Origin of the sequence: Nonomuraea basaltis, from assembly GCF_005893125.1 — a bacterium.
GTDB classification, from domain to species: Bacteria; Actinomycetota; Actinomycetes; order Streptosporangiales; family Streptosporangiaceae; genus Nonomuraea; species Nonomuraea basaltis.
The window spans coordinates 13,354-32,606 of the sequence record NZ_VCJS01000147.1 but is presented as its reverse complement, the minus strand read 5'-3'; the positions used below and the strand labels follow the sequence as shown (position 1 = coordinate 32,606).

At 70.0% G+C, this 19,253-nt stretch carries 19 protein-coding genes and 1 pseudogene; 6 read left to right on the top strand and 14 right to left on the bottom strand.

Annotated features, from left to right (window positions below; genetic code table 11):
• Positions 1 to 143 precede the first annotated feature (143 nt).
• The 9 genes and pseudogenes from EJK15_RS45940 to EJK15_RS45900 all read right to left on the bottom strand — a co-directional run bounded on the left by EJK15_RS45940 (position 144) and on the right by EJK15_RS45900 (position 7,614).
• Positions 144 to 983 carry an ABC transporter permease gene (locus EJK15_RS45940; RefSeq protein WP_138716764.1) on the bottom strand — a complete coding sequence of 280 codons (840 nt, stop codon included), beginning with the start codon at positions 981 to 983 and terminating at the stop codon, positions 144 to 146.
• A complete protein-coding gene (locus EJK15_RS45935; protein WP_171074920.1) occupies positions 980 to 1,810 on the bottom strand; it encodes an ABC transporter ATP-binding protein in 831 nt (276 codons plus the stop codon). Before EJK15_RS45935 ends, EJK15_RS45940 begins: the two co-directional genes overlap by 4 nt.
• Positions 1,811 to 1,868: 58 nt before the next feature.
• A complete protein-coding gene (locus EJK15_RS45930) occupies positions 1,869 to 2,663 on the bottom strand; it encodes an ABC transporter permease (RefSeq protein WP_171074919.1) in 795 nt (264 codons plus the stop codon).
• 78 nt (positions 2,664 to 2,741) lie between these two features.
• Positions 2,742 to 3,995 (bottom strand): ABC transporter substrate-binding protein, encoded by a 1,254-nt coding sequence (locus EJK15_RS45925; protein WP_138716761.1) that lies wholly within the window; start codon positions 3,993 to 3,995, stop codon positions 2,742 to 2,744.
• 190 nt (positions 3,996 to 4,185) lie between these two features.
• Positions 4,186 to 4,653 (bottom strand): annotated as a pseudogene (locus EJK15_RS77940) (IS982 family transposase); the annotation flags it as partial.
• A gap of 30 nt (positions 4,654 to 4,683) precedes the next feature.
• Complete coding sequence (locus EJK15_RS45915; protein WP_171074918.1) at positions 4,684 to 5,346, bottom strand: GntR family transcriptional regulator; 663 nt, start codon at positions 5,344 to 5,346, stop codon at positions 4,684 to 4,686.
• A 307-nt stretch (positions 5,347 to 5,653) separates the two neighbouring features.
• Complete coding sequence (locus EJK15_RS45910; RefSeq protein WP_138716759.1) at positions 5,654 to 5,950, bottom strand: hypothetical protein; 297 nt, start codon at positions 5,948 to 5,950, stop codon at positions 5,654 to 5,656.
• Between the two features lie 367 nt (positions 5,951 to 6,317).
• Complete coding sequence (locus EJK15_RS45905; RefSeq protein ID WP_138716758.1) at positions 6,318 to 7,034, bottom strand: YcnI family copper-binding membrane protein; 717 nt, start codon at positions 7,032 to 7,034, stop codon at positions 6,318 to 6,320.
• Between the two features lie 46 nt (positions 7,035 to 7,080).
• Positions 7,081 to 7,614 carry an MFS transporter gene (locus EJK15_RS45900; protein ID WP_138716757.1) on the bottom strand — a complete coding sequence of 178 codons (534 nt, stop codon included), beginning with the start codon at positions 7,612 to 7,614 and terminating at the stop codon, positions 7,081 to 7,083.
• Between the two features lie 158 nt (positions 7,615 to 7,772).
• On the opposite strand from EJK15_RS45900, the gene EJK15_RS45895 reads away from it, so the two are divergent.
• Positions 7,773 to 8,213 (top strand): hypothetical protein, encoded by a 441-nt coding sequence (locus EJK15_RS45895; protein WP_240777642.1) that lies wholly within the window; start codon positions 7,773 to 7,775, stop codon positions 8,211 to 8,213.
• Here EJK15_RS45895 and EJK15_RS45890 read toward each other — a convergent pair.
• From EJK15_RS45890 to EJK15_RS45875, 4 genes are read right to left on the bottom strand one after another with little or no spacing between them, the layout of a single operon-like run.
• Positions 8,207 to 8,956, bottom strand: coding sequence for an ABC transporter ATP-binding protein (locus tag EJK15_RS45890; RefSeq protein WP_138716755.1), 750 nt, complete (start codon positions 8,954 to 8,956; stop codon positions 8,207 to 8,209). The two genes, EJK15_RS45895 and EJK15_RS45890, sit on opposite strands and share 7 nt — an antisense overlap.
• 2 nt (positions 8,957 to 8,958) lie before the next feature.
• Positions 8,959 to 9,747, bottom strand: coding sequence for an ABC transporter permease (locus EJK15_RS45885; protein WP_138716754.1), 789 nt, complete (start codon positions 9,745 to 9,747; stop codon positions 8,959 to 8,961).
• Positions 9,740 to 10,564, bottom strand: a complete 825-nt coding sequence (locus EJK15_RS76675; protein ID WP_276615499.1) for an ABC transporter permease — start codon at positions 10,562 to 10,564, stop codon at positions 9,740 to 9,742. Before EJK15_RS76675 ends, EJK15_RS45885 begins: the two co-directional genes overlap by 8 nt.
• Positions 10,565 to 10,623: 59 nt before the next feature.
• Positions 10,624 to 11,019 (bottom strand): DUF3052 family protein, encoded by a 396-nt coding sequence (locus EJK15_RS45875; RefSeq protein WP_138716753.1) that lies wholly within the window; start codon positions 11,017 to 11,019, stop codon positions 10,624 to 10,626.
• A gap of 105 nt (positions 11,020 to 11,124) precedes the next feature.
• On the opposite strand from EJK15_RS45875, the gene EJK15_RS45870 reads away from it, so the two are divergent.
• The 5 genes from EJK15_RS45870 to EJK15_RS45850 all read left to right on the top strand — a co-directional run bounded on the left by EJK15_RS45870 (position 11,125) and on the right by EJK15_RS45850 (position 16,597).
• The gene (locus tag EJK15_RS45870; protein WP_240777641.1) at positions 11,125 to 12,102 is read left to right on the top strand and encodes an alpha/beta hydrolase; all 978 of its coding nucleotides are present in this window, start codon (positions 11,125 to 11,127) and stop codon (positions 12,100 to 12,102) included.
• 106 nt (positions 12,103 to 12,208) lie between these two features.
• On the top strand, positions 12,209 to 13,045 hold the full coding sequence (locus tag EJK15_RS45865) for a siderophore-interacting protein (RefSeq protein WP_138716752.1): 837 nt from the start codon (positions 12,209 to 12,211) through the stop codon (positions 13,043 to 13,045).
• A gap of 66 nt (positions 13,046 to 13,111) precedes the next feature.
• Positions 13,112 to 14,212 carry a sensor histidine kinase gene (locus tag EJK15_RS45860; RefSeq protein WP_138716751.1) on the top strand — a complete coding sequence of 367 codons (1,101 nt, stop codon included), beginning with the start codon at positions 13,112 to 13,114 and terminating at the stop codon, positions 14,210 to 14,212.
• Positions 14,209 to 14,877 (top strand): response regulator, encoded by a 669-nt coding sequence (locus EJK15_RS45855; RefSeq protein ID WP_138716750.1) that lies wholly within the window; start codon positions 14,209 to 14,211, stop codon positions 14,875 to 14,877. The genes EJK15_RS45860 and EJK15_RS45855 overlap by 4 nt, the downstream gene beginning before the upstream one ends.
• A gap of 211 nt (positions 14,878 to 15,088) precedes the next feature.
• Positions 15,089 to 16,597 carry a protein kinase domain-containing protein gene (locus EJK15_RS45850; RefSeq protein ID WP_171074917.1) on the top strand — a complete coding sequence of 503 codons (1,509 nt, stop codon included), beginning with the start codon at positions 15,089 to 15,091 and terminating at the stop codon, positions 16,595 to 16,597.
• Between the two features lie 16 nt (positions 16,598 to 16,613).
• Here the strand turns inward: EJK15_RS45850 and EJK15_RS45845 are convergent, their stop codons facing one another.
• The gene (locus EJK15_RS45845; protein WP_171074916.1) at positions 16,614 to 19,247 is read right to left on the bottom strand and encodes a sugar-binding protein; all 2,634 of its coding nucleotides are present in this window, start codon (positions 19,245 to 19,247) and stop codon (positions 16,614 to 16,616) included.
• Between the last annotated feature and the right edge of the window lie 6 nt (positions 19,248 to 19,253).

The following is a 19,253-nucleotide window of genomic DNA, read 5'->3' as shown; positions in this document are numbered from 1 at the left end:
GCCAACCGGCTCGTCGGCATCCTGCACGGCTGCCTGAAAACCGGCACGCTCTATGACGAAGCAACCGCTTGGTCGCATCGCGCTCAGAGTGCTACGGCTTGACATTCAAACTCCTGGGATGTCTTTCACCTGATTGAGCGCCACTATTCGGCCCAGCGAGTGGCCCGGCCAACGAAGGCGCGGGCGAGCAAGAAACTGACGGCCCCCAACGCGATCACCATGACGGCGAGCAACGCGAGGGTGCCGGTACGGGTGAAGTACTGCGCGAGGTAGGCGATGTGTCCCAGCCCGCTTTGTTGGCCGTTGAATTCAGCCGAGATCGCGGCGCTCCAGCCGAGCGCCAGCGACAGCGACAGACCCGAGCCGAGCTCGGGTGACGCTGCCGGCAAGATCACTTGGAGGTAAGTGCGGAGGCGTCCTGCCCCGAGCGACAGCGCCGACTGTGCGTAGTGCGGTGCCACGTTGGCTATGGCGTTGATGCCAAAGGTGAAAACCTGCACAAAGACGGTGAAGGCGATGAACAAGATGGCCCCGGTATCTGAGTTTCCGGACCAGAGCCCGAACAGCGGGATGAGGGCCAGAATCGGCAGCATGCGTGACGCGTGTGCCGGTACGTAGACCAGGCGACGCAGGAACGGACTCCACGACACGAGTGCGGCTAGGACAACGCCGACCGCGACGCCGAGCGAATAGCCGGCGGCCATGCGGAGGCCCGTGACACCGGTATGCCAGATGAGGGCGTAGATCGCACCGCGCCATGACTCGGGCGCTCCTTCATCCGTTCGACCGACACCGAAGCCGCCGCGCCACTCGGTGGACAGGTTCTTTGCGGCGTCCATGATGTCCTTGAACCCAGGCACGTTCGAGGTACCGGCCAAGTTGTCGCCCGCGACGTGATGCGCGATCTCCCAGCCCGCCACGATGGCCACGAGCAGCCCCGCCGCGATCCATTTGGGGGCGTGCTCGCCGTCCGGTGGCTTCATCGTTCGTCGTCCGTGACGACGCCGCTCATTGCGTTGATCACCGCCGCCTTGAGTGCCTGGGCCTCTGGCGACGTGATCTCGGCGGCTCCCCGGGGCCTCGCCAGCGGAATAGGTTCATCAAGCGCCACCTGTCCACGCACCATGACCAGAATGCGGTCGCCGAGCGTGAGTGCCTCGTCGATCTCGTGGGTGATGAACACGACGGTGCAGCCGGACTCCTGGTGCAAGCGCTGCAGGACTGCATAGAGATCAGCCCGACGTGCGATGTCCAGGCCGACGAAGGGCTCATCCATCAGCAGCACCTGCGGTTCGTTGGCGAACACCATCGCGATGGCGACGCGTCGCCGCATGCCACCCGAGAGCTGTTTCGGCCATGCCTTGGCGAACGACTCCAGACCGGTCAGTTCCAGGTAGTGCTGGACGGTCTGCTTCCTGTTCTCCTTCGGGATGCCGCGTGCCTTCAGGCCGAACTCGACGTTCGCCTCCACGCGCTTCCAGAGGAACAGGGTGTCCCGCTGGAAGACGACGCCGCGCTCGGGGCCGGGTCCGGTGATGGGCTTACCGAGCTCGCGCAGCACGCCACTAGTTGGCTTCATGAAACCGGCCAGCATGTTCAGCAGGGTCGACTTGCCGTGTCCCGACGGGCCGAGCAGGCAAACAAAGTCGCCCTTCGGGATCTCAAGGTCGACGCCTCGGACGGCTTCCACCGTCTTACCCGACTCGAGGCGGAAGGTCTTACTGACCTGCTCGAGATGGATCGCCGGTGGTGGCTCCAGCGGCCCACCACCGGCAGGCGCCGAGATCGGGCCGGAGTGGGTCGGCTCCACGGCGCAGTCATGCTCCTTCGCCGGCCCAGTCGTATCGGAGGACAAAGGTCGTGCCATCTCAGTTCTCCTGCCATCGAGTCAGCCAATGGCCGGCGCCCGAGACAAGGGCGTCGATCACCAGGGCGACAAGCGAGAGCGCGATTACGGCGGCGATGACCACGTCGGTGCGCTGCAACTGCGCCATCGCCTGGATCAACTTGCCGGCCCCGTGCTGTCCCCCGATCAGCTCGGAGACAGTCGCGAAGCTCCAACCCAGGGCCAGGGACACCCGCACGCCGCCGAGTACCGCCGGCCCTGTCGCTGGCATGATCACGTGTCGGAACAGGTATCCCTTGCTCGCTCCGAGGCAGGAGCCGAACTGCACGTAGTGCGGCCCGATATTCGATACGGCCATCTGTGTCACCGCGGCGACGGTCATGAAGGTGAACATGATGACCAGCGAGGACTGGGCGATGGCGTTCGTGCCGAACCATATGAGGATGAACGGCAGGATCACCAAGACGGGTGTTGCTCCGAGCACGATGAGCGGTGGCCCGAGCACCGCAGCTGCTGTCCGGAATGCGCCGACGACGGCGCCGACGACGATGCCGGCGAGCGTCCCGATACTGGCGCCGACCAACACGTTCTTGGTGGTGTAGAGCAGCGCCTCCTTGATGCCACCGGTCTGGAAGCCGACGTAGTCCAACGCCGGGATGTCATCCCATCCTTGCTTGAGGGCCTGCCACACGTCGGCGGGTGGCGGCAACTGCACGGGGTCGAACTGCCTGCTGAGCGACTCCCACACAAGGACGAACAACCCGACGCCCAGCGCTGCGGGAACGGCGGCACGCAGGCGCTCGATGGCCCGGGACATCCCGGTCCACCCAGTCGCGATACTGAGCGGGGTCATGAACCGGTTGCCTGCTTGAGCAGTCGGTACGCGTCCAGGTAGTCAACCCACTCGTAGTACTGTGCGGCCTTGGTGGCGAGTGTCTGCTTGTCGCCAGTGAGACCGGAAGCCTTGGGCAGTAGTGCGTCGTAGTCGGCCTTCAGCTTCGTCATGATCTGGTGGTACTCGCCGCCGACGAAGTAGTCCTTCACGTTGAATGTCTTGCCGCTCGGCAGGATGCCACCGTCCTGGGCAGCCTTGACCTGTGCGCCGTAGACCGTCTCCGCATTCCGCGGGCTGGAACCCGTAGCACCCCAGAATTGAGGCTGAGCGGCAAATCCCGACAGCGGGTCGATGAACGCTGTAGATTTGCTTCAGTCCCTCAACGTCCAGGTTCGCGCCACTCCGCGAGTTCAGGTACGGCAGCTGGTCGGCGAGCGCAGAGTCGGGGTTCTTCTCGATCTCATCGATGATGCGGTACATCACCGACAGGAACCGCAACGCCGTCTCGGTGTTGTTCTTGAGGTAGCCGTTGAGTGCGGCCGGGCCTTCATTCGATAGCGAGGCGGACACGACGGCTTCATTGCCCGGCACTGCCGCGAGATCGGTCACCGACACCACCGGGTACCAGCCCTGCTTGAGCAGCTGGACGTTCTGACCCGCGCCGTCGGGCGTGGCGAACTCGATCTGACCGCCCATAGCCAGCTGCACTATCTTGGCGTCGTCGGTCACGGTGAGCTTGACGTCTTTGAAGGTCATGTCGCCTTCTTTGAAGATCGTGTTCAGGAAGACCCGCTGCGAGCCGGTGTTGTTGAACGCGACCGCTCGGCCCTTGACCTCCTCCATGGCGTCGTGGATCGCCTTGGCCGGGTCTTCGCCGGCCTTGATGCGCTCGGCCGCCGACTTGACGCCCGACTTCGGCGAGGCCAGCAGGTACGTCGCCTCGTAGGTGTCACCGAAGCCGAACATCCGCTCGTCGGGCACCTGGGCCATGTACTTGACCATGGTCGGGCCGTTGATCGTCACGATGTCAACGTCGCCGTTCTTCAGCAGCGCGACGACGTTGTCGGGCGTCACGGCGGTACCGAACGGCTTCGGCACGATGTTCAGGCCGACGGCGTCGAAGTAGCCCCTCTTTATACCGATGGCGTAGAAGGTGGAGTCCGGGAAGGGCTTCATACCAAACTTCAGGTCGACGGTAGGTACCTGGGCGCCCGCGCTCGGGACGAAGGCTGCTGGGTCTGCCGAAGCCTGCGATCCGCTGCCCGCCGAGTCGCTCGACCCGCACGCTGACAGACCCAGGGCGACGGTGATCACGGCGGTTGCGGCGGTCGTGCGCGCGCCCCACGAAAGAGTTCCGCGGCCGACCTACTAAGCCGAGCCCTGCTGCGTTCCACCATGTCACTACCTCTTCCTGGATCATGAATGCATGATGCATCATCCTGGGGGCGGTCAATCTCCACGGGGTTGCTTGCCTGTTTCTACTGCGTTACTTGCTCGGACTAGAACGTTCCAGGTCGAGCCGCCCCTTGAAGGTCTGGTTGATCGACTCGATCGCCTGACGCAGCGGCTTGAACAGATGCGCGCCGGCTCGTTGGCATTCGCCCCTGCGGGCCGGGCGTAACAGGGTCAGGTCACACTCGGTCAGCTCCCGCTCGAAGGCACGGCCGTAATACTGGCGGTCGCCGGTGAACGTCTGGCCTGGGTGCTCGGCCACCAGCCGAGGAGCGTCTGACGCTCATCGGCCTTCGCCCCGGTCAGCGCCGTAGCCCGACTGCTGGGGCAGGTAGGGAAACATCCCCCGCAGCTCGGCGTGGGCGTAACGCAGCCGGCGACGCTCACAGTGGTAGCCCAGCAACGCCGCCAGCACCGCCAACGTCACGAGCTCGGCATCACTGAGCGCAGGAGCGATACCGACCCTCGGCCGCAACGCAGCCAGCTCCGGCGCACTCTTCAGGAGATCATCGACTCTCACGTAGAGTGCGGTTGCGAGGGTGTTTAAGTACTAGCCGCCGGTCGACGCAGCCTTCTCCATCAGCTTCTCCCGCGCTGCCCGGGTTGTGCCCTCGAAGTGCTCCAGCTGAACGCGGGTAGCGACCGCCGCGTCCCCGTTCCGATAGGCATCCAGCAGCTCGCGGTGCTCGCGCTCGGCATCGTCGCGACGATGGGTGTTGTCCTCGAGCGTCAGATGGATGTACAACGTTGCCACGTCGGCCAGACGCCAGAGGATCTCCGTCAGTCGGCCGTTGCCGGCTGCGTGATCAAGGATCCGGTGGAACTGCCGGTTGAGGATGCTCCACGTCACCGCGTCGGCGGCTTCGATCTGTCGCATGAGGCTCTCGCACTCGTCGAGCTCTTCAGGCGTTATCCGGGAAACGCCGAGCTCGCACGAGAGCGGGATCAGTCGCTGACGAATCATGAAGATCTCGTCCAGCTCAGCGATCGAAGGGACATGCACGACCGCGCCTCTGAAGCGGTCGAAATCGACGAGGCCCTCCATCACGAGGTCGCGGAACGCTTCGCGGACGGGCGTGATGCTGACACCCAGGCGCTGTGCGATCTCGGACTGCTGAAGCCGGCTGCCAGCGGCAAGTCGTCCCGCGAGAATCTCCGAGCGCAAATACTCGGCGACGGTCTCCTGCGCTGTGCGAGGAACTGCCGCGCTCATCGTGTCCCCGCTTCTCTGTCGGTCTGCTGTGCGGAGATAATATCCGCCACCGCCCAAGGATGCATTATCTCGGGAACGTCCCCTTCGATGGCACGTCGGACCCTGTGATCGGGTGCCGGGATGGCGCAAAACGCTTGGGCGGCGTCGGCGGCGCACCTGGCCCCGTACACGGTCAGGACGCACAAGGGTGTGTTCGATGGGCCGACCACGCACCGGCCCAGCTCCCATCTGATTCCTCCGGGGCCACGACGTCGTCCAGGCGGCCGGCCTGGAGCATGTCGAGGCGGGGCCGCGTCCCGCCGCGACCTCAGCTGCGCGTGCGGATCAGCATGACCAGCCCGGCGATGAACGACCCGAGCAGGACCGGCGACAGGACCGCGAGGCCGCCCCACACGACGAGGCCGAGATAGCCGAGCGCGGACGAACTGGACGTCGGGTCGGCGTCAGCGGCTGCGAACAGCCCCAAGCCGAGGACGACACCGGCCACCGTGAGCGCGATCGGCGTCCACAGGAGCACGTGGGCCCACACACGGTACGTCCGACTGTAGACACGCCGGGCCGACGGCATGTTCGGCTGCGGGGGATACCCGACGGATCCGCTCATGCCCCATTTGTACCAGCCCGCGTGGGCCCCGCACCGCGGGGCCGGCCGTGGCGTACAGGTAGAGGTTCGGCAGATCGAGCGGCAGCGCCACCTCGCCTCCGCCGTTCGGCTGCTGGACTGACTAATTCGGCAGTCATGGCGCTACTCCCCCGTCAGAAGATGCACTCCTGTCTCGTTGACCTTGACGCATGGTGCATATCTCACCTGCGGTGCATGTTCGCCGCCCACCGCTGATCTCGCCGGCCACCTCCAGGGCATGGGATGGTTCCCCGGCGAACGGGCCGCGCCAGCTTCCCTAGCCTGGCGCGGCCCGCCCCTTGCCGGCCGGGTGCCCGTGATTGGCAGGCGACCCGGCTGTAGCTCCGGGTCAGGCGGATGGGCGGCGGCGGAGGGCGATGGTGGCTGTCGCGATGCCGATGATGCCGACCGCGAGCCCGGCGCCACCCAGGAAGCGAGCGGTGCCGTCAGAGGCGGACGAGTCCGCTGCGGACGGAGCCACCGACGGCGCGGCGGCCGCCGGGGCGGTCGATGCGGAGGGGGTGGCGCCGGCAGCGGCCGCGGGGACCAGCTTGAGCAGCGGGGCGGGGTGCTCGGCCTCGGTGCCGTCCGCCTTCGGGGCCTCGGACCAGTCCACCACCTCCCCGTTCGAGTACGTCTGCTTCGTCGGGAACATCAACTGGTCCGTGTCCTTGGGCAACTGCCCCATGGACACTTCGAACTCCTGGAACTCTCCGGGGTTGACCTTGCCGCCCGACCAGACGACCTTGGTGACGGCCTCCTCCAGCTCCCCGTATTCGGTCTTGACCGGCGTGGGCAGCTTGCTCTCGGTCACCTTCACCTCCCACCCGGGCACGGGCTTGACCGACACGAACGCCAGCGGATGGTCGGTGGGGAAAGAGACTTCGATCTTGGTGGTCGAGGCGTTGTCGCGCTCGTTCGGCACCCGGAAGGCGACCTTGGTGAACCCGCCCTGCTCGGCGGTGCCCGGCTGGATGGTGACATGGGCCAGCGCGGGCAGGGCCAGGCCGGCGGTGAGGGCGGTGGCGGCCGCGAGCACGGTCGCGGTACGGCGTACGAAGGACATGGCGAAACTCCACTTGGCTGAATGAGGAAAAACGGGTGTCAGATGGTCAGGCGGGAAGTGGAGGACCACGCCTGGCCAGGCAGTGCCGGACACCCGGCTGGATCGGGACGACCCGGGTGTGGACGATCGGCGCGTACGGGCGTACGGCGGGCACCGCGACCGGCCGCAGCAGGACGAGCCGGCGGCCGAGGCGGCGCAGCAGCGACCAGAGCGCGGCCTCGCCGCGCGCCAGCCACAGGCCCGTGATCAGGGTGGCCGTCAGGTGGGCGAGCAGCATGCCCGCGTTGACCGCCAGGCCCTGCCCGTGCCCGTGCACCATGACGTAGGCCGTGCCGTCGCCCGCGAACAGCTCGTGCAGTCCGAGCTGCGCCGCGACGAGCACGGCGTTGATCGTCGTGGCGGAGCGCTCCCGGCCGCACAACGCCAGCCCCAGACAGGCCACCGCCGCGAGGCCCAGCCCGGCGGCCCACGGCGCGGGCCCCGAGCCGCCGCCCAGCATGTGGGCGAGCGCGGCGAGGGTCACGCAGACGGCGGAGAAGGCGGCCGTCCGCGCGAGCCTGAGGGGGAGTTGGGCACGCATGGGTGTGCCACATGGTCTCACGGGGCAGGGGTCTCGTGAGACCTCGAGTTCGCAAGGCCTGGTCGCTTTATGACATTTGTCGCTAGGGTCGTGCCGATCGCGTTGACATAGAGGTGAGAACGTTGCGGCACATAGCTGGTTTGCTCATTGGGCTTGTAGTGACGGCGGCTGTGCTGGGAGGCGGCGGCTGGGCTGCGCAACAGGCCGTCGGCGGTGCGGCGACGGGGACTGCTCCGGACAGCCAGCAACTGTGGATCGCGCTCGGCGCGATGGCCGCGGTCGGCCTGGTCGTCGGACTCGTGGTGGCGGGCAGGGTGTCGCCGCTGGCGACGTTCGTGCCGTCGATGGTCCTGCTGGCGTGGACGGTCGTCTACGCGCTCGACACGAACCGGGCCCTTTCCCTGATTCCGGCCGACCAGTCGGTGAACCAGATCGTCAGGGAGGCCGGCGCGGGCGCCAGAGCCATGCTCACGACGGGCGTGTTCGCCCTGCTGGGTGTGGCGCTGTTCATCCCGGTGCTGATGCCGTCGCGCTGGTCGCGCCAGCGCGACGACATGGACGAGGACTACGAGGCCGCGCCGGAGGGCAGCTACTACTGAAGCGCGCTGCCCGTGTAGAGCCGGGTGACGACGTCCTCGATCGTGGACTGGTCGGGCGCGGTGGCCATCAGGTCGTCCAGCGTCCCGTCGAACGCCAGCCGCCCGTGGTCGATCAGCATCACCCGGCGGCACAGGCGTTCGATGTCGCCGAGGTCGTGCGTGGTCAGCAGCACGGTCGTGCCCTGCTCGGCGTTGAGCCGCTGCAGGAACTCCCGGATGCTGGCCTTGCTGACCACGTCGAGCCCGATCGTCGGCTCGTCGAGCACCAGCACGTCGGGCGCGTGCAGCAGCGCCGCCGCGAGGTCGCCGCGCATGCGCTGCCCCAGGCTGAGCTGCCGCACGGGCGTACGCATGAACGCGCCCAGGTCGAGCGTCTCGGTCAGCTCGCCGAGCCGCGACCTGAACGCGGCGCGGTCGACCTTGTAGAGCAGCCGGATCAGCTCGAAGCTGTCGGCCAGCGGCAGGTCCCACCACAGCGTCGTACGCTGCCCGAACACCACCCCGATGCGCCGCGCCAGCGTGGTGCGCCGGCGCGACGGATCCAGCCCGGCCACGAGGACCCGGCCCGAGGTGGGCGTGAGAATGCCGCACAACATCTTGATCGTGGTGGACTTGCCGGCGCCGTTCGGTCCGAGGTAGCCGACGAACTCCCCGGCCGACACGGTGAACGACAGGTCGCGTACGGCGTGGACGACGTTCCTCTTCACCTTGAACGAGCGTCCCGCCCGGTCGAGCTCGATCATCTCTAACTCCCCGTGGATCGGTAGTGCCTGATGCCCTGCCGCCAGGCCAGCGCGGCCAGCAGGGCGAGGACCAGCGCGGCGGCCGGGCCGAGGAAGCGCATGAACTCCGGTGTGCCGAACGGATCGTCCCTGCCCAGCACGTACAGGCCGGGCTGCCAGTTGATGAAGGCCAGCGGGACCGCGTACGTCACGCCCCTGACCAGGTCGCGGCCGTAGATGCTGAGCGGGTATTGGCTGAGCTGGTGGCTGCCGTAGGTGAAGGAGCTGCCCACCTCCGGGGCGTCGGTCAGCGCGAACTGCACCGCGCCGGCCAGCGTCCACAGCGCCGTGAAGATGACCATCCCGGTGATCACCATGACGGGGATCATCCAGGCGCGCCGCCAGTCGAGGTCGAGCGCGGCCATGGCGTAGCCGAGCACGAGGCCCGCCTGCAGGATCCGCCCGATCCGGTTGGCGTTGAAGCGGTCGGTGGTGAGCTGCAGCCACGCGCTCACCGGCCTGATCAGGAACGTGTCGAGCGTGCCCGCCTTGATGTGCTGGCTGACCCGGTCGATGTTGCTGACGAAGGTGTCGCAGACGGTGAAGGACACGCTGGAGGCGCCGTACAGGAAGAGGACCTCGTCGCGGGAGAACCCGGCGAGGGTGGTGGTGTTGGAGAAGACGACCAGGATCACGGCGACGTCGAGCGCGGCCGTGACGAAGCCGAGCACGGTCATCAGCCAGAACGAAGCCGGGTACGCGGCCGCGGCGCGGGTCCAGGTCCAGGCCAGCAGGAAGTATGTCCTAACCACCCTGGATCACCACCTTGTGGCGGATCGCCCGGGTGCCGAGCGCGCCGAGCCCGAGCAGGACCACCGCCCAGAACGCCTGGAGGGCCAGCGACTCCAGGACGGGCGCCTTGCCGAGGTAGAGGTCGGTGGGCAGCTGGACCATGGCCGCCCACGGCAGCGCCTTGGCGACGTCGCCGAGCCAGCCGGGGAAGATGTGCAACGGGACCATCATGCCGCTGAAGAAGGTCGTCAAGACCATCGACAGCACCGCCACGCCGCGGTCGTCGACCAGCCAGCAGACCGACAGCGCGACCAGGTAGCGCCAGCCGAAGCTGACCACGACCGCGATCGCGAAGCCGGTCAGGAACGCCGCCCACCGGCCGGGGCCGGCAGGGACGACGATGCCGAACAGGGCCGCGCCGAGGAACATCGGCGGGAGGCCGCGGACGAGGAACAGGAAGGCGGCCCTGCCCACGTCCTCGGCCAGCGACCAGAGCTGGAGCGGGGCCGGGCGGACCAGGTCGAGCGCGATGTCGCCGCTGCGGATGCGCTCGGGGATGCCGAGGCCGCCGCCGAACAGCTGCATCGGCCCGATGAACGCCTGGGTGATGAAGCAGAAGGTGACGGCGTCGGTCACGTCGTAGCCGGCCAGCCCGGGGCGGGCCTGCCACAGCGCGATGAGGATGTAGGCGCGCAGGACGCCGAACACGCTGTTGGTGAACGCGCCGGCGAGCGCCGCCCAGACGTAGGTGGCGTGCTTGCGGAAGCCGTACCGGACGAGCCGGGCATAGAGCGGTATGGTGTTGCACCTCCGGAATGTGAGGGCACGGCTACGCACCGTGTCCGGACCCGTGCACGGGTCTGCCGACGGAAAGCATGGAATTATCCGTCGGCGGCTCAGCGGTCCGCAACGCGATATACGAAGCGCAGGCCCGACCAGGTCGCGTCAATGGCGGCGACCTTGTTGTCGACCAGGCCCATGGCCAGGCCGTAGTCCCGGATGGGGTTCTCCGACAGGTCCGTGGGCACCTTGCTGGCGCGCTTGGGCCAGCAGATCCAGAGGCCTCCGTGCTTGGCCAGGAGGGCCATGGCGGCGGGGAAGGCGTTGTGTAGCGTGGCGGCGTCCGGGCAGAAGACCAGGATCACGTCGTAGGGGTCCCGGTCCGCGGATCGGTGCACTTCCGCCTCGGGTCCTCCCAGGTCGAGGCCGTCTGGGGCGTCGATCGCCAGCACCCGGTGCCCGGGTTTCACACCGAGTTTGCGCGGCAGCAAGGTACCCGAATATCCGGCCATGTCCAGCAGCGTGACACAAAGCTGAAATATCCGCGTAAGGCAGGAGATACTTACTGGCCGGTAGGACTCGGACAAAGGGGGAAGAAGAGTCTTCGGAGGGTCAAAATGCGGATCGATGGGGACGTGGTTCCTGAATACCCCTTGAGCTGGCAGGCCCGCGCGCTGACCGGTCTGATGCGCGGGACTCTGAAGCCGGCTTCCAGCCTGTTGATGCGCCATCCGTTAGCGCTGGTCGGGGCGGCGCGCATCGGCGAGGTCGCGCGGCTGGTCCAGGTGCCGCATCCGGCGCACGTCTCGATCGTGCCCGCCGAATTCTCGGACTGCGGCGGCGAGTGGGTGCGCGGCGGCCAGGGGCTCGACGAGCGCAAGGCGGTGCTCTACTTCCACGGCGGAGGGTACTTCGCGTGCTCGCCGCGCACGCACCGGTCGATCACGTGGCGGCTGTCGGTGGTGGCCAGGCGGCCGGTGCTGGCGCTCGACTACCGCCAGGGTCCCGTGTACAAGCTGGCCGACTCGCTGGCCGACGCGCTGGACGCGTACGACTGCCTGCTGCGGCGCGGCCACGCCCCCAAGGACATCATCGTCGCGGGGGACTCCGCCGGCGGCCATCTGACGCTGGCGGCCCTGCTTGCGCTGCGTGATCGGGGGCTGCCGTTGCCCGGGGCGGCGATCTGCCTGTCGCCGTGGGCGGACCTGACCGACGTCCCGCGCCGCGCGAACCGGTGGCAGGACCCGCTGCTGCCGGCGAGCCGGGTACGATGGCTGGCGCGCCGGTGGACCTCGGGGCTGGACCCGCGGGATCCGCTGGTCTCGCCGGTGCACGGGGATTTCACGGGATTGCCGCCGCTCATGATCGTGACCGGCTCGACCGAGGTGCTGCGGGACGAGGCGCGGCGGGTGGCCGAGCGGGCGCGGCACGACGGGGTGCCCGTCAGGTACGAGGAATGGCGGCGGATGCCGCACGTCTTCCCGATCCTGGCGGACATGCTGCCCGAGGCGCGGCTGGCGTTCCGGCACATGTCGCAGTTCCTGGGCGCGGTGGCCGCCCGCCCGGCGTCGGTGGACGGCACGGCGGCCGCCTGATGCGTGGAATGGCCTGATTGCACGAAGATCCTGCCGTGCCCTGGCCGTGCTCGTCCAACAGAGTGTAAGGTTAGGTATACCTAACTTCGTCAGGGGGCTCTTCTCTATGGCTGACAAGCCCACGGACCATCACCGAGGCGTCGTCCTGCGGACCGAGCGGCTCTCGCCGCACATGGTCCGCATCGTCCTCGGCGGCGACGGGCTCGCCGACTTCGCCACCAACGGCTTGACCGACCACTACGTGAAGATCGTCTTCCCCTACGAGGGCGTCGAATACCCCGAGCCGTTCAGCGTGAAGGCCTGCCGTGAGACCATGCCGCGCGAGGTCTGGCCGCGGGTGCGCACCTACACCGTGCGCGCCTGGGACCCGGACGCCCTGGAGCTGACGCTCGACTTCGTCGTCCACGGCGACCAGGGGGTGGCCGGGCCGTGGGCCGACCGCGCCGCGCCGGGCGACGTCGTGTTCCTGCTCGGCCCCGGCGGCGGCTACGCGCCCGACCCCGCGGCGGACTGGCACCTCATGGTGGGCGACGAGAGCGCGCTGCCGGCCATCGCGGCCTCGCTGGAGGCGCTGCCGGACGGGGTGCTCGCGCACGTCCTGGTGGAGGTGGACGGGCCCCAGGAGGAGCAGAAGCTCGGCACGGCCGCCGACGCGCGGATCTCCTGGCTGTATCGGGGCGCCCGCCCCGTGGGCGAGGCCCTGGTGGAGGCGGTACGCGGGCTGGACTTCCCGGAGGGGCACGTGCACGCGTTCGTCCACGGGGAGGCCGGGTTCGTCAAGCAGCTCCGCCGCCACCTGCGGCTGGAGCGCGGGATCGGCCTGGACCGGCTGTCGATCTCCGGATACTGGCGGGCCGGGGTGGACGACGAGGGCTGGCGCGAGGTCAAGAGAGACTGGAACCGCGAGGTCGAGGCCGAGGAGTCCGCCGCGATCGCCGGCTGACGCCCGCGCGGCCGGGCAGCCGGCTGCGCGGCCGTAAGGTCCGCCTCGGCGACTAAGCTGAACCTCATGGCGCTCTCGTGGCGACCGCGTCTCCCGGCCCTCTCGTGGCGGCCGCGCGGCGCGGTGGCGGACGTCCTCGTGGCGCTGGCCGTCGCCGCCGTCATGGTCCTCTACCCCCTCGTGAGCCGGACCGACCTCGCGCCGATGTGGCCGTACGGCCACCTGCTGCTCGTGCTGGCGACCGCCGTGCTGCTGCTGCGCCGGTGGCAGCCGGTGCCCGTGCTGGTCGCCGTGCTGGGCATGACCCTGCTCTACTTCGCCGGCGGCTACCCCGAGGTCCCGATCTACGTGGCCTGCATCGTGGCGCTCTACACGGTCGCCGACCGGACGCACCCGCTGATCGCCCTGGCCTTCGGGGCCGTGGCGATCGCGGGGGCCGCCTGGCAGGAGATCACGACGGCCATGCCGCCCGGCGACCTCCTCATGATCACGGGCTGGCTGCTCATGGTGATCGCGTTCGGGGCCGCGGCCCGCAGCCGCCGCGCGTACGTGGCGGTGGCGGAGCGGCGCGCGGTCATTGAGGAACGGCTGCGCATCGCCAGGGACGTGCACGACGCGGTGGGGCACGCGATGTCCCTCATCAACGTTCAGGCCGGAGCCGCGCTGCACCGGATCGGCGACCGGCCGGAGAAGGCGGAGGAGGCGCTGGCGACCATCAAGCAGGCCAGCGCGCAGGCCTTACGGGAGCTGCGGGCCACGGTCGGCGAGCTGCGGCACGACCCCGGGACCGGTGACATCGGGCGCCTGGTGGACAACGCCCGCCAGGCCGGGCTGGAGGTGCGGCTGCGGCAGCCGCACGAGGCCCGGCTGCGGCCCGAGGTGGATCTGGCGGCGTACCGGATCGTGCAGGAGGCGCTCACCAACACCGCGCGGCACGCCGGCGCCACCCGGGTCAGCGTGGAGCTGGCCATGACGGACGGAGAGCTGACGATCAGCATCGAGGACGACGGGACGAACGGGTCCGGCGGTCCGCCCGGCAGCGGCCTCACGGGCATGGCCGAGCGGGTGGAGAGCCTGGGCGGCACCCTGCGGTACGGCCCGCGTGAGGGGAAGGGCTTCCGGGTGCTGGCCCGGCTGCCCGCGGGAGACGGCGCGGGCAGCCGATGATCAGCGTGCTGCTCGCCGACGACCAGCGGCTGGTGCGGGCCGGGTTCCGGCTGATGCTGGAGGGTGAGCCTGATCTGGCCGTGGTCGGCGAGGCCGGCGACGGCGAGGAGGCGGTGCGCCTGGCCCGGGCCGGCGCGCCCGACGTGGTGCTCATGGACGTCCGCATGCCTGGCCTCGACGGCATCCAGGCCACCCGCCGCATCGTCACCGACCCCGCGCTCGGCGGGGTGAAGGTGGTCATCCTCACGACGTTCGACATGGACGAGTACGTCTACGGCGCGCTCCGCGCGGGCGCCAGCGGCTTCCTGCTCAAGGACACCGAGCCGATGGAGCTGATCCACGCCGTCCGGGTGGCCGCCAGGGGCGATGCACTCATCGCGCCGGCGGTCACGAGGAGGCTCATCGCGGAGTTCGCCGGGCGGGTGACCAGGCCGGTGCCCGAGCTGTCCGGGCTGACGGAGCGGGAGCGGGAGGTGCTCGGGCTGATCGCGTCCGGGCTGTCCAACGACGAGATCGCCGAGCGGCTCGTGCTCAGCCCCGCCACGGTGAAGACGCACGTCAGCCGCATCCTGCCCAAGCTGGGGGCGCGGGACAGGGCGCAGCTCGTGGTGGTGGCGTACGAATCCGGGCTCGTGACGCCGCGCTGGGTCCGCCGCGACCGGTAGGCGCGGAGGCTCAGAAGAGGTAAAACGCCACTTCAGGCCATCACATCACACCACTTACTTACTTCTGAGTAATGAACGCCTTCCCTGCAATACCCCTTATGTAAGACATGCGGAAAGCCTCCTCGGATCCGGTCACAGTGTGCCTTGGCCGTGTTCCAGACAGGAGAGGCGAACCCGGATGGCACGTGGTGAAAGCGGCATGCCTCCCGGCGTGCGACCGCTTACGGTGGGCGACCCGGTCATCATCGGCCGATACCTTCTCCTCGGCCGCCTCGGCACGGGCGGGATGGGAGTGGTGTACTTGGCCGAACACCCTCAGGGCGGCCTGGTCGCGCTCAAGACACCGCATGCGGTGCATCTCAACGATGCCACGTTACGCGCGCGCTTCGCTGAGGAAGTCGCTTTCTCCCGCAGATTGGTGCCTTTCTGCACGGCGGCGGTCGTCGAGGACGGCACCGACAAGGACCGCCCGTACCTGGTCACCGAGTACATCCCCGGCCCCGCCCTCTCGCAGGTCGTCATGGCCGGTGGGCCGCTCACGCCCGATCTCGCCTACGGCGTGGCCCTGGGGGTCGCCGCCGCGCTGGTGGCCGTCCACGAGGCGGGGCTGGTGCACCGGGACCTCAAGCCGGGCAACGTGCTGCTGTCCCCGGACGGGCCGCGCGTCATCGACTTCGGCATCGCCCGCGACGTCGACACGCTGGCCGCGCACACCCAGGCCGGGCAGGTCATGGGCAGCCCGGGCTGGGTGGCGCCGGAGCGGCTGACGGGCGGTCCGGCGCTGCCGGCGTCCGACGTGTTCGCGTGGGGGTGCCTGGTGGCGTTCGCCGCGTCGGGGCACCATCCGTTCGGCGGCGGGGAGTCGGACGTGCTGACCAGGCGCATCCTGTTCGACCCACCGCGACTGGAGGGCGTGCCCGCCATGCTCCGGGCGGCTGTCGCGGCGGCGCTGGCCAAGGACCCCGCCGACCGGCCCAAGGCCGCCGACCTGCTGCGGGCGCTGCTGGCCGCCGGCGGCGTCGGCGATCCGTGGGATCTGCGGCAGGCGGTGGCGGGCGTGCTGGCGGAGATCTGGACGCCCCTGCCCCATCCGTCCGGAGGAGGCCGGGTACGCCTCGTGTCGCCGTCCGGCGAGCCGGACCCGGGCACCGCCCCGAGGCGGAGGACCCGGGCCAAGCCCGGGGCCCACCTGTCCCACGCCAGCTTCGCGGCACTGGCCACCGTGTCGATCGCGGCCGTCACGGTGATCGTGGTCTCGGGAGGCGACGGGATGGGCATCGGGGGCGGCTCGCTGCTCGGCAACCCGCCGGCCGTCCAGCACCACGGCAGCGCCGACTCCACCGTCCGACCGGCGGCCACCCCGACCGGCGGCCTGCCGCCCACGCGCTTGGCCACCGTCGCCCCGATCACGGCCACGCCCACGGTCTTCGTCACGCAGACCCCTACGCGGAGCCCGATCACCGTCCTCAGCCCTTCGCCCGACCGGAAGGACACGTCCCGGCCGTCGAACACCAGCGGCCCCGGCGACCCGGGCGGCGCCGATCCCGGCGAGTGCGCGAGCCCGGCGGGGCAGCGGCGCGGCAACTCGGCGGCACGGCGCGACTGCCCGCAACCGTCCAGCTCGATCACCACGATCCCCCAGGACGGGCCCGGCGAGTCGCCGTACCCGACCGAGACGGTCTCCACCACGCCGACGGCGACGGCCACCGGCACGTCGTGAACCGGGACCGCGGCCCTCAGCGCACCTGCACCCGAGAGGCGGTCGTGCCGCCGGCGGCCGCCTCCCAGCCGGCCACCACCGCCGGGGAGGCGGCCGGGGCACGGGTCAGGGGCACGGTCACCGTCGTCGTTCCGCCGGCGGGCACGGTGACGACGCGGCTCCCCGCCGTCCCCTCGACGTCACGGACGAACAGGTGCGCCTTGCCGGCGCCACCGGCCCGCAGCGTCACCTTCACCGCGTCCTGACCCCTCGTCGTGGAGATCACCCGGCCGCTCTCCGACGGCTTCGCCGCGGGCCCGCCCGCCACCGGGACCTGGATCCGGACCGCCTGCTCCAGCGACTGCGGCGAGTCCAGGCTGGACAGGGCTGTGCCGGGGATCACCGGGTCGGGAACCGGCCGGTCCGCGGGAGGACGGTAGCCCGGCAGCGTCGCGACGCCCCACCGGTACGGATCCCCCTGCACGCCGCCCCACGTCGACCAGCCGATCCGGGTCTGGCCGGTCTTGTCCTGGGTGTCGGAGTCGTACACCAGGATGTTCAGGCCGAGATGCCCGGGATCGACGGAGCCGGGCAGGAGCTCCAGCGGGATGGACATCTCCACGGCGTACCCACCGGAGGAGACCTTCGAGGCGATCCGCACGCCCGTGGCCGGGCCCTGGCGGTTGTCGGCGTCGCGCAGGGCGCACGGCGGTCCCTCGGCCGTCACCGGCAGCACCGCCGCCTTGAACGTCGTGGAGGTGTTCTCGGACGTGCCGCGCGGATCGAGGGTGACCTCCACCGCGTCGGTACGCCAGTGCCGCTTGCAGTCGGCCTCGGCCAGGCGCGTGCCGAGCACGTCGTCCTTCACCTGGACCAGCACGTACAGCGTGTCGTCGCGCCAGGCGAGCCTGGCCGTGCCCGAGCAGTCGGCCGACGACGAGCATGCGGCGCCCTCCCACAGGCGGGAGATGTCCAGGGATGGCCCGGCGTACTCGCCGTCGCCCTCGGCGCCGTCCACGGCGGGAGCCGAGGCGGCCTGCGGGATCGCGGCCGCCGGGACGAGCTCCAGCGCCGGCCGGCCCGTGACGGCGCCGTCCACGGTGACGGTGTAAGCGTAGTCGCCGCCCTCGTTGGAGGTCTTCAGCGAGGTGTCGGTGTTGGCGATGGTGAACGGCACCGTGGCCGAGGCCCCCGCGGCCAGGCCGCTGTAGGCCGCCTCGGCCCGGTCGGCGGCGAAACCGGCCGGCAGGTCCACGCGTACGGTGCCGGACCGGGTCGTGTCGCTCACGTTGGTCACCACGACGCCGACCTCCCTGGTGCCACCGGACGGGAGCGTCAGCACGGGCGTGACCAGGCCGCGCAGCTGCGGCACGCCGACGTCGGCCACCCACTTCTCGTACTGGGCGACCTGAGGAAGCGGCTGCTGCCCGCCCCGTACCGCCGGACTGGCTTCGACCTGCCGGTCGGTGTAGCCGCGTCCGCGCTCGGTGGCCAGCGCGGCCCCGATGCGGGCCCGGCCCGCGGCGTCCTGCGGCGGCGTCACCGTGAACGTCGCCGAGCCCGATCGCCCGGCGGTGAGCCTGCCCAGGTCGCCGGAGCCGGTGACCCGCCAGCCCTCCGGCACCCGCAACGCCACCGAGGAGCGGCCCAGCGGCTCGCGGGGCGGCGCGGTCGCGGTCACCTCGACGGTGAACGCCGTGCCGGGGCGGACGTCGAACGTGCTGGGCCGCAGGCTGAACAGGGTGCCGAGCGGCACGGCGCCGCTCGCCCTGGTCAGCGCGCCGTCGAGGATCGCCGTGGGCGCGGCCGCGCCGCCCGGCTGCGGGAACGGCACGCGCGAGTCCACCTGCGTGAAGAAGTCGCAGCCGAGCTGGGCGGGGTCGGACGGCACGTCGGGGAAGACGGCCCAGCCCTGGGAGGCGTACGTGCGCTGGGCGTCGCGCTCGATCGCGGCCCACGTCCGGCCCTGGCTCGGGGAGACGCGCCCGCTCCACACGCCGTACACGTTCTGCGCCGGATTGGCGGGCCGGAACGTCGAGGCACACGAAGGCCCGGTCTGGGACGTGCCGCGCGCGCCGCCGGTGAGCAGCCGGGCGGGCGCGAAGGGCCGCAGCCCTTCGCGGGTGATCTGCTCAGGGAACGCCTTCGGGTCGGCCGCCGCGTAGAAGGCCTCGATGGCCAGCCGCGCGGCCTGCTGGTGGTTGCCGTGGTTGCCGGGCGTGGGCGCCGGGTCCATGGTCAGCAGGATCTCGGGCCGGGTCTGGCGGACGACCCTGACGACCTTCTCCAGGGTGTCGCCGCCCCAGACCTGCTCGGTCAGCGGGGCGCTCACCGTGTAGTAGAAGTCGACGTCGTCGAGGTTGAACACCTCGCGCACGCCGGCCTTCGCGACCGCCGTACGCTCCTCGGCCTCGCGCAGCAACCCGAGCGCCGGGCCCTCCTCGGGGCCGACGGCGTTGCCGCCGCCCTCACCCCTGGTGACGGTGACGACGCCGGTGCGGACGCCGTGGTCCTCGTTCCACTGGCCGAGCGTCGACAGGCTGAACGCCTCGTCGTCGGGGTGCGCGCCGACGAACAGCGCATCGAGGTCCGCGTCCGAATCCGCGGCGGCGGGGGCGGCAGGAACGGGCAGGACGGTAAGCAAGGTGGCCAGCACTATCAGACTGCGCATGGAACC

What these genes read in the sequence shown, in the direction of transcription:
- EJK15_RS45855 (WP_138716750.1), top strand. Translation starts at nt 14,209, where the DNA reads ATGATCAGCGTGCTGCTCGCCGACGACCAGCGGCTGGTGCGGGCCGGG.
- EJK15_RS45890 (WP_138716755.1), bottom strand. Translation starts at nt 8,956, where the DNA reads ATGATCGAGCTCGACCGGGCGGGACGCTCGTTCAAGGTGAAGAGGAAC.
- EJK15_RS45905 (WP_138716758.1), bottom strand. Translation starts at nt 7,034, where the DNA reads ATGTCCTTCGTACGCCGTACCGCGACCGTGCTCGCGGCCGCCACCGCC.
- EJK15_RS45870 (WP_240777641.1), top strand. Translation starts at nt 11,125, where the DNA reads ATGCGGATCGATGGGGACGTGGTTCCTGAATACCCCTTGAGCTGGCAG.
- EJK15_RS45875 (WP_138716753.1), bottom strand. Translation starts at nt 11,019, where the DNA reads ATGGCCGGATATTCGGGTACCTTGCTGCCGCGCAAACTCGGTGTGAAA.
- EJK15_RS45940 (WP_138716764.1), bottom strand. Translation starts at nt 983, where the DNA reads ATGAAGCCACCGGACGGCGAGCACGCCCCCAAATGGATCGCGGCGGGG.
- EJK15_RS45865 (WP_138716752.1), top strand. Translation starts at nt 12,209, where the DNA reads ATGGCTGACAAGCCCACGGACCATCACCGAGGCGTCGTCCTGCGGACC.
- EJK15_RS45910 (WP_138716759.1), bottom strand. Translation starts at nt 5,950, where the DNA reads ATGAGCGGATCCGTCGGGTATCCCCCGCAGCCGAACATGCCGTCGGCC.
- EJK15_RS45915 (WP_171074918.1), bottom strand. Translation starts at nt 5,346, where the DNA reads ATGAGCGCGGCAGTTCCTCGCACAGCGCAGGAGACCGTCGCCGAGTAT.
- EJK15_RS45860 (WP_138716751.1), top strand. Translation starts at nt 13,112, where the DNA reads ATGGCGCTCTCGTGGCGACCGCGTCTCCCGGCCCTCTCGTGGCGGCCG.
- EJK15_RS45930 (WP_171074919.1), bottom strand. Translation starts at nt 2,663, where the DNA reads ATGTCCCGGGCCATCGAGCGCCTGCGTGCCGCCGTTCCCGCAGCGCTG.
- EJK15_RS45845 (WP_171074916.1), bottom strand. Translation starts at nt 19,247, where the DNA reads ATGCGCAGTCTGATAGTGCTGGCCACCTTGCTTACCGTCCTGCCCGTT.
- EJK15_RS45900 (WP_138716757.1), bottom strand. Translation starts at nt 7,614, where the DNA reads ATGCGTGCCCAACTCCCCCTCAGGCTCGCGCGGACGGCCGCCTTCTCC.